Origin of the sequence: Alteromonas stellipolaris (assembly GCF_001562115.1) — a bacterium.
In the GTDB taxonomy this organism is placed as follows: domain Bacteria; phylum Pseudomonadota; class Gammaproteobacteria; order Enterobacterales; family Alteromonadaceae; genus Alteromonas; species Alteromonas stellipolaris.
On sequence record NZ_CP013926.1, the window covers coordinates 1,503,006 to 1,517,099 of the forward strand.

Below are 14,094 nucleotides of genomic sequence, written 5' to 3' on the forward strand. Positions count from 1 at the left end.
TTTAATGCGGAATAACCACTTCGTGAAACGCAGCAATTTATGCTGCAACTCGCTTAACTATTACACTATTAGTATCAATAGAAGCATTTATTATTAAAAGTTAATCTAGTTGTCACTCAGATGAAATAATCGACAACAAAAGCTTTTCAGTGCTTAAATCTCGCTCAATGGGATCGCAAAGTTGCTCATTGCCCTGCGCTAGGGTCTTCAACAAGTTTTCGAACGTACTTTTCTCGTTAAACACAGAATATAACTTCGGGTGAATGTAATACTGCCTGCAAACAGAAGGAGTATTTCCTAGCATTTTAGACACATGTGAACTCAACGAGTTTGGCCACTTACGGTTACGTCCTTCTCGCAAGTACCTGTCTACGTCTGGGAAGCTTTGCAGCGCAAAACGACTAGCTGCCCAAGTTCGAAAATCTTTGCAGCTAAAATTGTCGCCTAAATGCTCGTGAATGAATGCATTTACATCTTCACTATGGATATCACACCAAGAGCCGTCAGCTAGCTGATACCGAAATAAGCTGTAACCCTGAAGCTGAGTGCATTCACACACTAACGAGGCTAATAAGGGATCGTCAATTGTAATGGTGCGTCGCTTACTGTGTTTACCAGAATATTCAAGAGACACTTTTTCTACCGTTGCTTCTTGAACATGTTTGCGGCGAAGTGTAGTTAAGCCGTAGGTTTTATTTTCTTTGCTGTACTGAGGGTTGCCTATCCTTACGCCAGTGTAATCTAATAACAGGCACACCAAGGCTGATGCCCGTTCTATTGTCCACTGCTCGCCATTGACGAGTGTTCTGCAATATTCTCGAAATTCAGGTACTTTCTGACCGAATACTGTCAAACGTTTGAATTTTTCCGCCTGTTGCTGTTTATGCCAATCTGGATGATAAAGGTATTGTTTTCGCCCTTTAGCATCGAGGCCAATGGCTTGAATACTTGCCTTAGGGTCACGACTAATGGTGACGCTTTTCCAGTTAGGAGGAATGGCAAGTGATTTGATTCTACGCAGCACACGCTGGCCTGCTACCTTTCGACCGCTGGTATATCGATAATAGGCACCTTTGCCGCAAGGAATGCGCTTAATTGTTAGGTGCGGATGAGGCGTACCCCCATCAACGATTTGCCCTATAGTCACGTGAACTCCTTTTATAATATTTTTTATCGCAAACTTACATCAAGGCTGCTTAATAGCGTGGCAACTTCTACTCGTCATTTTGAATGCTAAAGAAAGATGCAAGTTACGTGCATGTTAATGCACCCACTTAAAACCTGTTTCCCATTTCGATGAAGACAGTTCGATTAAGAAAATATTTTTATTGTTTTCATACGATTAGCGGCGCGCTTTGACTTTAGGGTTAACATCCGGCGGCATTATTTTAATAAGTAGTAGGGCTACCAATAAAAGATACATATACAGACTGAGACAAATTTTCATACTGTGAGTAAATATGAAACATAGTGGAAATGTCATCTATAGACCTAAGATAACCATCTGCTAAATGAACTTAAGTTAACATTCTAGAATTTCGTACATTACATATAAAAATCATAGCGTTACAGATAAAAGGAGCACTTGAAATGTATGTAGACTAAAGTTTAATCCGTCAGCGGAACGCATTTTGAATGGTTATGAATGAATATTTGTAAATTCGCTTAATAGTTATGAATTTACCCGCCTTTAACACATTTCGTTAAAGGGTACCGCTGAGGTATACATCGACCGGGTTTATCGGAGAAGTTATGCAAACTGCTAATCATGAAAATCTTCGCGCATCTCTAGCGCCAAATGACCAAATTCAAGTTGCTGCGATATTTGAAGACAAGTTGTCGGCAAAAAAAACCATACAACAACTGGCAAATTCCACTGATGTCAGTACTGATCAAGTGGCTTTCATCGACGCAAGCGATACTGCGATGAGTGAAAAGCTAGAACAAGAGAGTAAAAGTATCGGCAAAAACCTGTGGCACTCACACTTAATGCTCGGTGGAGTCGGCTTTCTTGTAGGGATGCTAGCGGCGTTTCTTTTAGTCTCGTTTGGCCCTGAATTAACGAAGCAAAATCCATTGTTTACCTACATCGCTTTAATAAGCCCAGGTATTTTTACTGGTTTATTTGTTGCAGGCTTGGTTGGTCTTCGCCCGGACCGTTCAGAAATAGTGCAGGCGGTAAGACATGCAATTAGAAGAAATAATGTGGCCGTGGTTATTAACTTGAAAAAGACTCAATCAGCGTCAGACATTGCATCGTTTTTGCATTCGCGAAGTAAGAATGTGGTTGAAGCGGTACGCTAGTACGGTTTAAACCAATATTAGCAGCCGACTCCCTTTAACCGCAGGTTAAGGGAGTTGCTAGATTCATACCTCTCCACATTAATCTTTCGCTTTTGACTTTTCGTTTTGATTGCTGCTTGTTGGTCTGGGCCTATCACGCTGAATTTTGGCCATCATCAGCCGTTAACTTTTTCGCGAGTAAAAAACACGCTGGAAATACTACACCCCATACAATAGCTAATATACCCACAGTAACGAGTGGTGAATATCCAAAGGTGACCGCACCAAACTTCTGACCACCAAAGTAACTTAACGGAGCGAACACAGCACCGGCTGCCATCGCAAGTAATGGCTTATCAGCAAACGCACTCAAACTATGTTGTATTGACCCACCTAGTGCGGCCCAAAGGCACACCAACCAAATAGGTATTATCCAATGAGAAGCACCACCGCTAAGCCAAGCGCCAGGCTCAAAACCAAATACCCCTGTTAGCATCAACAGTGAGTCGACCGAGGTGCCTAGCAATAAAACTGCTATCATTATTTTACTATCTGACTTTCGCAGTGGTGAGTAAATAAGCCACGCGAGCAGTAAACCTACAACTAAGAAAGTACTTTGATATAAAACCACTAACCACCAAATGGTTTGAAACCATAGAAAGTTTACCAATTTGATAGTGAAACTGTTCGACATTGAATTCGCCTGTTTATGAATGTACTTACTACAGTGAAAAATTAGAAGGCTTTAATACGCCACTATTTATCACTCAGTTCAGTTATAAAGTTTTAATAAAACGTAATTTTTGGTGATTAATTTCATTCTAACTTCATAGTTGCCTATTAGTAATAAACAAAAATAGCGTAACCACTGTATAAATGAATTAAATCTTTGAACAAAGGAAATGTGAACAGTATGAAGATGGTTAAATATTATGTACTCGGCGCAATTTTAGCACTTATGCTAACTTGGTTTAGCCCAACATTGTGGCTCTCTGTCATTTTTGCTTGGATCAGCTTTTCGCTGATTGCAGTGAGTAGCGCCTACTTGCTTAACTACCCTGCATTGTTCAGAAAACGCGAAGATGGTTCAATTCCTATCTACATACGTTGGGTTTTTGTTCCATTTTTATTGGGAAGCTGGTTGTATAATGAGTATGCAAGGCGTACAGATAAGGTACCTCCGTTTCAAAGAATTGATGACCAGCTTTATTTAGGTTGTCGCATGTCTTCTCAGCATGTGGATATGCTTAAAAACAACAATATTAATGCTATTTTAGACGTTACTGCAGAATTTGATGGTTTAGATTGGACTGCCTATCAGTTAGATTTTGATTATTTGAACATTCCAGTTCTTGATCATACCAGCCCCACCCAAGAACAACTTACCCTTGCGATTAATTGGTTAGATCAACAACTCGTTGAAGGTAAAAATGTTGTTGTGCATTGCGCACTGGGTAGAGGTCGTTCTGTATTAGTGCTAGCCGCCTACCTGCTGGCTAGGGATCCTTCGTTATCCATTTTAGATGCGATGGATAAAATTCAAGCGGTTCGTTCAACAGCAAGACTCAACAAACATCAGTTAGCAGCACTTGAAAAAATAAAGAATGGCGGAAGCTTGTCATTGACTAAGCGCCTTACTCTTATTGCCAACCCTGTTGCTGGAGGAGGTAAATGGGAAGTTGAAAAGGCGGATATTCTTTCAAGACTAAACGAAAAGTTTAAAGTTACCGTTAAAGAAACAACAGCTGAAGTTAACGGTGAAGTATTGGCTAAAGAAGCCTTAGTCGACGGGGCGCAAATTATTGTCGCCTGTGGAGGCGACGGCACCATTACCGAAGTGGCCAATGCCCTTACCGATAAAAACGTCACACTTGGGGTTATTCCACTTGGTACTGCCAATGCGCTGTGTCAGGTGCTCCATGGTTATGCCAGTAAAATTGTTCCCATCAGTACAGCGTGTGACATCATCATTAACGGCAAAACTGCAGATATCGATACTGCCCAGTGTAATGGCCGAATGATGTTACTAGTTGCTGCGGTCGGGTTTGAAGAGCATATGATTTCCGCCGCGGATCGAGGCGAGAAAGACTCGGGTGGACAGTTTGCCTACCTTAAGGGGCTATGGGAAGCCATAGGGAAAAATGACAATCTTAGCTTTCAAGTAAAGTTTGATGAAGAAGAAGCCCAGTACTTAGATACACCAAGCTTAGTGATAGCTAATGCCGCGCCAATTACCACCGCACTTGCTCAAGGTGGAAATCTACCTGATGTTACTGATGGTAAATTAGATATCACCTGGCTAACTCCACAAGATTCTTCTGACCGACAACTACTCTCATTGGCAGAGCTTGTTTTTGGGCCTGAAGAATATAAAACCAGTTCAGACAGTATCAGGCACAAACAAACCCCATCAATATCCCTTCATTTTGATGAAGAAGTATCTTATGCGGTTGATGGTGAGATTTTCAGTGCACGTGAAATCAGTATCACAACACACCCTGCAAGTCTTCGGGTATTGACTGGCATAGACCATGTGCAAAATAACAGTCAATCCGCTGCAGAATAGCCATAGGTAAAGATTACCGCAGACCCTATGTAAGAAATGCATTATTTAAGCGGTTACTTATGTATTGTAATAATAAGTAATCGCTAAAAGCTGCATTTACAATGACTTAGTGAACTTAATATAGTGGAACGCTTCTCGCATTAGCTAAACGTGTAAAGTGTAAAGTGCTTTTTACGCAACATTTTAGTTTAACTAGTTGAGGGATTACCGATGAAGATTTTCGAAGCGTTACGCCAAGACCATGAGAAACAAAGGCTGTTACTTAAAATTCTCGCTGAGACCAGTGGAGACACAGCTGCACGCAGAGAGTATTACCAAGAGCTTAAAAACCAGCTTGAAAGTCATGCTGTTGCAGAGGAGCGCCATTTTTATTCTCCTCTCCTCAAAAAAGATGACGCTGTAGATCTAACCCGTCACGGTATTGCAGAGCATCATGAAATTGATGAGCTCATTGAAAAACTGGATGAGACCAAAATGGACTCCCCAGGATGGTTACGTCACTTAAAAACTCTTCAGGAAAAAGTTGAGCACCACCTTGCTGATGAAGAGCAAGAGTTTTTCCAAGTCGCTGGTCGACTTCTCAACGAGTCTCAAAAGAATAAGCTTGCCGACTCTTATCAAGAAGAAATGGCAAAAGAACTCGCGCCTCACTAGGCGTGAGTTTTACATGAACCTTACAGATACAAAAAAGGCCAGTCATAGACTGGCCTTTCTTTTAATCTTTGGTTTTACTAAAACTTAGTAAAATAAACTATCGTTTAGCAATAATGTACACGGCGTGGATAACACCGGGAAAATAGCCAAACAATGTTAGAAGGATGTTTATCCAAAACTGAGCGCCAATACCAACTTGTAAGAACACGCCTAGAGGAGGCAGTAAAATTGAAAGTATAATGCGAATAATGTCCATAATAATATCCTTGTTTTTGAAGTAATTTCACAGTTTACCCACTCTAACTGCAATTTCTTACGTTTTTGAGCAGGCTTTGATTTTATAATGCATATATACTGCCAACAATAAGGAATTTAATGGTTCACGTCTATTCACCTAAAGGTGAATTTTCTAACCACTCTTCTAGCGCATCCTTCGCTAATGGTCGGCTAATGAAGAAACCTTGTGCAATATCACAGCCCCACTCTTTCAAAATATTTAGCGATATCTCGTCTTCTACCCCTTCAGCCACCACTTTCAAATCAAATGCAGAAGCTAATCCCAGCACGGTATGAACTATTTGCTTATCGTTGTCATCGGTTGCTAACGACAAAATAAAGCTTTTATCAATTTTGATGGTATCTACAGGCAGGTTTTTCAAATACGCAAGCGATGAATAGCCAGTGCCAAAGTCGTCGATTGCAAAGTGAAACCCCCTACTGGTCAATGAGTTCAAGTTTTCAATAGCCAGCGATGCATCGGCTACCAAATCACTTTCTGTTATTTCTAGCTCTAGCGCATCGGGTGAAAGTGCCGCATCAGTAAGCATAGAAACCAATTTATCCAGTAACGGCTTATTTTGAATATCTTGGGTTGATAAATTCATCGCTACCGTAAAGCCATAGCCTTTCTGCCTGAAGTACGATAAATCAGCAATGGTTTGCTGCATAACCCAAGTCGTGACTTGCTCAATTAGAGCTGCCTGTTCAGCAATAGTAATAAATTCATCTGGTGGTACGAAGCCAAGGGTTTCGTTATTCCACCTTATTAGCGCTTCCATACTGCATACTTTCATCGTGCTGAGATCAATTTTTGGTTGATACACCATAGAAAGCTCACTTTGATTGCTAGAAAGCGCGCGCTTAAGCTCGGTGGTAATGGTTAAACGCCTAACGTACTTAGCCTCAAGTTCGGGCCGATAGTGAACACACCATGCATTAGAATGAATAGCTTCGTCGGTAACAATATTAACTTTACGAAATAGCTCTTCTGAGTTGGTAGCATCCTGAGGACAAGACACCACGGCCATCGCTACCTTAACTGGGATCGAAATTAAGTTACTTTCGACGGGCTGCTCTAAAATGTGTTTCAGTGTTTCTATTTGGTTTTCGTCTAACGCCGTATCGGTAATATAGAGAATTTCTCCCCCCGCTAAACGTGCAGAGGTGCCAGGCCAGCGAAGCAAGCGCGTAGCGAGTGCCTTGAGCGTGTTGTCACCGTTGGAATACCCATAAAGGTCGTTAGTGGTTCTAAAGCCAATAATCGTAATAGCAACAACCTGCAAGGTTACGTTTTCAGACATTTTTCCATCAAAATACCCTTCCACGTAATTTCGATTAAACAAACCGGTTAGCACATCATGTTGCGCTTGATACCGAATGTGATTTTCTCGGTGCTGAATGCTCTCTTGCATGCTATCCACTGCCGAAGCCAGCTCACTAATTTCTCGAAGTTTAGCGGGTTCATTTAGTGTAGCGCCATATTCTCCTCCAGCTACGCGGTTAACGGCTTCCACAAGATTAGAAACAGAACTACTCACATTTCTAGCCAGTAGCATTGAGAACCCCAACGCCACCAGAACCGCAACTAGGGTTAACACGAGAATACTTAATTGGATGTCAGTAAACGCCTGAAAGGCATCTGATACATCAACGGCAATAGTAATGCGTACAGGAAGTTCCGACATCGACACTAGGCTAACTTCACGGCTAATGTAGGTGTTTTTTTGCTTGAATGTAACATCAACCCAAGAAGGCGTAGGATCACTTGTTAAAACTGATTCTACTTGCTCTGGCGAAAGTGTTGATGCAATGGGCATATTGTCAGTGACATTGGTGATAATAATTTCAGCATCAACAAGATTTTTTAATTCTTGTAGTAATGTTTCGTCAAACTCCACACCGATAATCATGTAATAGCGTAATGTGGGAATCTCTACTTTATAGAGGTTTAATTGAATTAATGAGTCGTTAATAAGGAAAAAGCCGCTTTCATAGCCTTTCGCAACCAAAGCGGTGCTCGCCTCTAAGGTTTCCCCTGGTTTAAACAAGGCACTATGAGATGCAACAATGGTGTGATCTAAATTCACTAATGCAATGACATTGGAATTAATACGCGACGCATAACTTTCTAAAGCAGTTTGTATAGAAGGTAAATCTGCAGTTCCCACGGCTTGGCGAAAGTCGTAGGAGCGAAGTAGTACGTTAGATACATTTTTTATAATGGCTTGGCGATCTTCAATCAGCCTATGCAGTACCTTTTCAGTAACAGCGATATCTTGGCTAATATTTTGTTTTACTAAGTTGTTAGCTGACTTCCAAACCCCTGCAACAATGAGGAGTGAGGCTATAAAAATCCCGCCAAGGAGGGTTCTAAAAAGACTTTGTCGAAGTGATATTTGCAACCTACCGCTCCCAGCGCACCGTTCTATACATAATACGTACATTCACTTTTTCTAATTGAGTTAGTAGCATAGCCCAAATACCGCAATACTAATAGTCGCTAGGTTGGTGTAATTCCTCATTTTGTAAAAAATTTACAGACACAAAAAAACCGGCTAAAAGCCGGTTTTTAAAGTTGGTGCGGAAAGCGGGACTTGAACCCGCACGAGCTATGCTCACCACCCCCTCAAGATGGCGTGTCTACCAATTCCACCACTTCCGCAAAAATCTTAGTTAGGTACGTCTGAATCGTCAGCGTTAGCCTTAGGTACATCACCTTCGGTGACTTCAGCATTAGAAGCGTCACCCATTGGAATGTCATTCTCCGTTGCTGCATCTTCTGCAGGCGAATCCATAACAGGAACGTCCATATCAGCTGGCGCTTGTATTGGTGCTTCAACAGCCGCTGGTACTTCTAAATTATCCCACTCGTCTTCTGCACTTTCGCGGTTTGCTGTCATCGCGCCTAATGTAAGGCTGATAAAGAAGAACAAGCCTGCAAGAATGGCTGTAGTACGAGTCATGAAGTTACCAGAACCACCTGAACCGAAAACCGTATTTGAGCCGCCGCTACCAAAAGAAGCGCCCATATCTGCACCTTTACCCTGTTGAATAAGAACAAAACCAATCAACAGCAATGCAACAATTAAATATGCTACCAGTAGCACTTCGTAAACCATAATTACCTCGTCAGTTTGCCGCTTGGCAAATTGAAATAAAATCTTCTGTCTTTAAGCTGGCGCCACCAATGAGGCCACCATCTACGTCTTGTTGTGCAAACAATGTTTTAGCGTTATCTGCTTTAACACTGCCGCCGTATAAAATTCGTAACCCTTGAGCAAGCTCTGCGTCTACTTTTGCAAAGTATCCACGAATAAATTCATGTACGTCTTGCGCTTGTTCAGGTGAAGCTGTCTTTCCAGTACCTATCGCCCAAACAGGCTCGTAAGCAAGTACCGATTTAGAAAGCTCTTCAACGGTTAAACCGTCGACTAATGCATCAAGTTGTTCGCCAATAAAAGACTCAACCTGACCACTTTCTCTAATATCAAGTGACTCACCCACGCAAATAATTGGGGTTAATCCACTTGCAATTGATTTCTTTGCTTTCTTGGCCACTAAGCTATTGCTTTCGCCGTGGTCGTCTCTTCTCTCTGAGTGCCCTACTATGGCGTACGTACAACCAAGTTCACTGAGCATGTCAGCGGAAAGGTCACCCGTGTGAGCGCCATTATCAAGATGACTAACATCTTGACCACCCAGCGCAAAAGCTTGAGTAGAAAAGGCTGAAAGATATAAAGCAGGAGGACAAATAACTACGTCAACATTAACAAGTGCATTATTTTCAAATGCATCGTTGAACGTAGTGACTAGAGAACGATTACCGTTCATTTTCCAATTGCCCGCTACCAGCGGCTTTCTTTTATTGTTATTCACAATGCAGACCTTAGCCCTGTCTTAAAGCGGGCGTGATATTAACGATTTCAGTAAAAATATACAAGTATAAAACGCGAAATTTCCAGTTCTGCCAACTAATTGGCGACTTTACGAACAGTTTCAGCAATATGCTCTGCCCACTTGGAAGAATGCCCTTCATTATCAGACTCTACCATAACGCGAATAAGAGGTTCGGTTCCGCTTTTACGTAATAAAACGCGGCCTTTCTTACCTAATGCAGCCTCTGCTTCTTGTTTAGCGCCTTGCACATCAGCGTGGGCTAGATAATCTTGACTAGCATCTTGATAACGCACGTTGACTAAACACTGAGGATACATATCAAAGCCATTACTTAAATCGTGTAAATCTAAGTCTGAGCGTAACATTGCAGCGATAACTTGTAAGCCAGCAATAATGCCGTCGCCGGTAGAAGAGGTGGCCAAATTCAGAATGTGACCCGAGTTCTCACCACCAATTGCCCAGCCTTTTTGCTGGAGCATTTCCATGACATAGCGGTCCCCTACTTTGCTTCGTGCAAAAGGAACGCCTAGCTTGCTAAAGGCGATCTCTAAACCAAGGTTGCTCATTAATGTGCCTACAACACCGCCTTGCATACGACCATTTTTAAGTGCATCGCGAGCAATCATATATACAATTTGGTCGCCATCTATCACATTGCCTAAATGGTCAACCATCATGATACGGTCGCCGTCACCATCTAAAGCAAATCCAAGATGTGCGTTGGTTTCTTTTACTTTCTCAACGATTGCGTCCATCGAAGTGGCGCCAACGCCTTCATTAATATTTAAACCATTTGGCGCGGTACCAATTTCAACTACCGTAGCACCAAGCTCGCGCAATACATTCGGCGCTATATGATAAGTAGCGCCGTGTGCGCAATCTACTACTATTTTTAAACCGGTAAGAGATAAGTCAGACGGGAAACTACCTTTACAAAATTCAATATAGCGGCCAGCAGCATCGTTAATTCTGGTCGCCTTTCCTAACTTGTCAGAAGCAACGCATGTCATTGGCTTATCAAGCATGTCTTCTATAGCCAGTTCAATATCATCGTCTAGCTTATAACCATCCGCTGAGAAAAACTTAATCCCATTATCGTAATAAGGATTATGAGAAGCACTAATGACAATACCAGCTTCTGAACGAAATGTTTTCGTTAGGTAAGCAATAGCCGGTGTAGGCATAGGACCAAGCAAGCCACTATCAATACCTGCAGCAGATAAGCCTGCCTCTAAAGAAGACTCTAGCATGTAGCCAGATATACGGGTGTCTTTGCCAATAAGTACTTTATTAGTGCCTCGTCCGGCAAGCACTTTCCCTGCTGCCCAACCAAGCTTAATGACAAATTCGGGATTAATATTACTTTCGCCCACTTTACCGCGTATGCCATCAGTGCCGAAATATTTACGCTGCCCCATGAAGGTTCCTTATTCTATTGTTGTTAGCATATTAACAATGTTAACTGCGTCCGCCGTTTCCTGTACATCGTGAACGCGGATAATATGCGCACCTTGCTGTGCTGCAATTGTAGCGAGGGTAATACTTCCCGCCAAGCGTTCATCCACATTTCTATTTAACAAATTGCCAATCATTGATTTACGAGACATACCCACTAGCACCGGATAGCCCAGCGCCATTATGCTTGGGAGGTGTTTAACCAGTGCATAGTTATGTTCAAGGGTTTTACCAAAACCGTAACCAGGGTCGAACAAAATTTGCTCTTTTTTAATACCAGCCTCTATGCACTTAGATGCTCTTGCTAATAAAAATTGTTTAACGTCAGCCACAACATCTTTGTAATGGGGCTGCTGTTGCATATCTTTAGGCTGCCCTTGCATGTGCATTAAACACACAGGCACATTCGCATTTGCCGCTGCCGTTAGCGCACCAGGTTCTTGCAAGGCTCTTACATCATTAATTAGCCCTGCCCCAGCTTGCACAGCCTGGTTCATTACCTCAGCTTTACTGGTATCTACTGAAATAATGCAATCGGTATTGGCACGTAAAGCTTCAATTACCGGAATAACGCGGTCTAGTTCTTCATCAAGTGAAACTGCTGCTGCGCCTGGTCGAGTTGACTCACCGCCTACATCAATTAACGTGGCACCTTGAGATAGCATCTGTTCAGCATGTTTTACCGCATTTTCAAGAAGCGTATGTTTACCGCCGTCAGAAAATGAGTCGGGTGTTACATTTAAGATGCCCATAACTTGCGGTCGGGATAAGTCTAATTTGTGGGAGGAGAACTGCATTTGCTTACTCTTTAAATCAATCAGCCAGCACGGCGTGGTATCGGTCATTTGAAATTATTACTGCACAAATAAAAAACGCCAGAAATACTGGCGTTTTATAAACTTTAAAAGCTACGTTTAGCTTGGTAAGTCACCTGGTTTACCAACAGACGGCTTATCAACACCATCGTTAGTAATTTCTCCTTCGCGAGTAGGCTTACCGCCACTTGGCTTGTCGCCATCAGAAGGACGACGATCATCCCAATCTGCAGGAGGACGAACTTCGCGACGTTCCATCAAATCATCAACTTGCTTCGCGTCGATAGTCTCGTACTTCATTAACGCATCTTTCATGGCTTCCAGGATATCCGCGTTATCTTTTAAGATCTTTTCAGCTCGAGCGTAGTTGCGATTGATGATGTCTTTAACTTCTTCATCGATTGCTAAAGCAGTTTGGTTTGACATTCTGATTGAGCTAGATGAAGAACGACCTAAGAACACCTCGCCTTCTTCCTCTGCGTATAGCAATGGTCCCATCTTGCTCGACAAGCCCCATTGCGTCACCATTTTTCGCGCAATATCGGATGCACGCTCAATATCGTTTGAAGCGCCAGTAGTTACGCCTGCTTCGCCTAAGGTCATTTCTTCAGCAATACGTCCACCATACAAACTAGAAATCATACTTTCTAAATGCTGTTTACTGTGGCTGTACTTGTCTTGTTCTGGAAGATACATAGTTACACCCAGGGCACGACCACGAGGAATAATAGAAACCTTGTAAACAGGATCATGTTCTGGAACCAAGCGACCAACTATTGCATGTCCTGCTTCGTGGTAAGCCGTGTTGGTCTTTTCTTCCTCAGTCATCACCATAGACTTACGCTCAGAGCCCATCATGATTTTGTCTTTCGCTTTCTCGAATTCTTCCATCGCTACTAAACGTTTATTACCACGTGCAGCGAATAAAGCAGCTTCGTTGACTAAGTTAGCTAAGTCGGCACCGGAGAAACCTGGTGTTCCACGGGCAATAACACTTGCTTCAACGTTATCGGCCACAGGCACTTTGCGCATATGCACTTTAAGAATCTGTTCACGACCACGGATGTCAGGTAAACCAACAACCACTTGACGGTCAAAACGACCTGGGCGTAACAATGCAGGGTCTAATACGTCTGGACGGTTAGTCGCGGCAATAACAATAATGCCTTCATGACCTTCAAATCCATCCATTTCAACAAGCATCTGGTTAAGTGTTTGTTCACGTTCATCGTGACCACCACCTAAACCTGCGCCACGTTGACGACCTACCGCATCAATTTCATCGATGAAAATGATACAGGGAGCGGCTTTTTTCGCTTGTTCGAACATGTCACGAACACGCGAGGCACCAACACCAACAAACATTTCTACGAAGTCTGAACCTGAAATGGTAAAGAAAGGTACTTTTGCTTCACCAGCAATCGCTTTAGCAAGCAACGTTTTACCCGTTCCAGGAGGACCTACCATCAGTACGCCTTTAGGAATTTTACCGCCTAATTTTTGGAACTTAGATGGGTCACGTAAGAAGTCTACCAATTCAGACACATCTTCTTTTGCTTCGTCACAACCTGCAACATCAGCAAATGTGGTTTTGATTTGGTCTTCACCTAACAGGCGAGCTTTGCTTTTGCCGAAAGACATTGCGCCGCGACCACCGCCACCTTGCATTTGACGCATGAAGAATATCCATACACCAATGAGCAGAAGCATTGGGAACCAAGAAATGAAAATAGATGTGAGAAATGATTGTTCTTCTGGCGGCTCACCGTAAACGCGTACATCGTTTTTAACCAAGTCAGAAACTAACTTGTCGTCAAAATACGGTACGTACGTTTGGAATGTTTCGCCTGAACGTCGGGTACCACGAATTTCGCCGCTATTATTAATGCGAACTTCACGGATATTACCCTGCTCAGCTTCTCTTAAAAAAGTTGTGTAATCGGTCTGTGTTTTCGAAGATTCACTAGGTGAAAAGCTCTGAAATACAGACATCAACACAACGGCGATAACCAACCATAAGATTAAATTTTTTGCCATATCGCTCAATGCTACTAACCTCTAAAAATCCGAAAGAATATGCTTGTGAAAGATAAAACCTCGAGTGCTTTCCTTACACACATAAACTTTCGCAACGAAAATCGCTTA

Annotated in this window: 12 protein-coding genes and 1 tRNA gene; 3 read left to right on the top strand and 10 right to left on the bottom strand. The window is 42.4% G+C overall.

What is annotated here, in order from left to right:
• Nucleotides 1–112: 112 nt before the first annotated feature.
• A complete protein-coding gene (locus AVL57_RS06255; protein ID WP_057792199.1) occupies nt 113–1,147 on the bottom strand; it encodes a DNA topoisomerase IB in 1,035 nt (344 codons plus the stop codon).
• A gap of 605 nt (nt 1,148–1,752) precedes the next feature.
• Here AVL57_RS06255 and AVL57_RS06260 point away from each other — a divergent pair.
• Entirely contained in the window at nt 1,753–2,304 is a 552-nt protein-coding gene (locus AVL57_RS06260) for a hypothetical protein (RefSeq protein ID WP_057792201.1), read from the top strand.
• A 133-nt stretch (nt 2,305–2,437) separates the two neighbouring features.
• On the opposite strand, the gene AVL57_RS06265 is transcribed toward AVL57_RS06260, so the two are convergent.
• On the bottom strand, nt 2,438–2,977 hold the full coding sequence (locus tag AVL57_RS06265) for a DUF2878 domain-containing protein (protein ID WP_057792203.1): 540 nt from the start codon (nt 2,975–2,977) through the stop codon (nt 2,438–2,440).
• Nucleotides 2,978–3,196: 219 nt separating this feature from the next.
• Here AVL57_RS06265 and AVL57_RS06270 point away from each other — a divergent pair, with 219 nt between their 5' ends.
• Both AVL57_RS06270 and AVL57_RS06275 read left to right on the top strand, forming a co-directional pair.
• A complete protein-coding gene (locus AVL57_RS06270; RefSeq protein ID WP_057792205.1) occupies nt 3,197–4,849 on the top strand; it encodes a diacylglycerol kinase family protein in 1,653 nt (550 codons plus the stop codon).
• Nucleotides 4,850–5,059: 210 nt separating this feature from the next.
• Entirely contained in the window at nt 5,060–5,503 is a 444-nt protein-coding gene (locus AVL57_RS06275; RefSeq protein ID WP_057792207.1) for a hemerythrin domain-containing protein, read from the top strand.
• A gap of 97 nt (nt 5,504–5,600) precedes the next feature.
• On the opposite strand, the gene AVL57_RS20985 is transcribed toward AVL57_RS06275, so the two are convergent.
• The 8 genes from AVL57_RS20985 to ftsH form a co-directional block, all read right to left on the bottom strand.
• Nucleotides 5,601–5,759: a YqaE/Pmp3 family membrane protein gene (locus AVL57_RS20985; RefSeq protein ID WP_013784353.1), complete on the bottom strand. Its 159-nt coding sequence runs from the start codon at nt 5,757–5,759 to the stop codon at nt 5,601–5,603.
• Between the two features lie 130 nt (nt 5,760–5,889).
• Nucleotides 5,890–8,184: a bifunctional diguanylate cyclase/phosphodiesterase gene (locus AVL57_RS06280; RefSeq protein WP_057792209.1), complete on the bottom strand. Its 2,295-nt coding sequence runs from the start codon at nt 8,182–8,184 to the stop codon at nt 5,890–5,892.
• Between the two features lie 174 nt (nt 8,185–8,358).
• Nucleotides 8,359–8,444: transfer RNA gene (locus AVL57_RS06285), tRNA-Leu, on the bottom strand.
• A 7-nt stretch (nt 8,445–8,451) separates the two neighbouring features.
• Entirely contained in the window at nt 8,452–8,901 is a 450-nt protein-coding gene (gene secG, locus AVL57_RS06290; protein WP_057792211.1) for a preprotein translocase subunit SecG, read from the bottom strand.
• Between the two features lie 10 nt (nt 8,902–8,911).
• Nucleotides 8,912–9,658 (bottom strand): triose-phosphate isomerase, encoded by a 747-nt coding sequence (tpiA, locus tag AVL57_RS06295; protein ID WP_082604928.1) that lies wholly within the window; start codon nt 9,656–9,658, stop codon nt 8,912–8,914.
• 95 nt (nt 9,659–9,753) lie between these two features.
• A complete protein-coding gene (gene glmM / locus AVL57_RS06300; protein ID WP_057792213.1) occupies nt 9,754–11,097 on the bottom strand; it encodes a phosphoglucosamine mutase in 1,344 nt (447 codons plus the stop codon).
• Nucleotides 11,098–11,106: 9 nt separating this feature from the next.
• Entirely contained in the window at nt 11,107–11,931 is an 825-nt protein-coding gene (gene folP, locus AVL57_RS06305) for a dihydropteroate synthase (protein WP_057796179.1), read from the bottom strand.
• 117 nt (nt 11,932–12,048) lie between these two features.
• Nucleotides 12,049–13,995 (bottom strand): ATP-dependent zinc metalloprotease FtsH, encoded by a 1,947-nt coding sequence (gene ftsH, locus AVL57_RS06310; RefSeq protein ID WP_057792215.1) that lies wholly within the window; start codon nt 13,993–13,995, stop codon nt 12,049–12,051.
• Between the last annotated feature and the right edge of the window lie 99 nt (nt 13,996–14,094).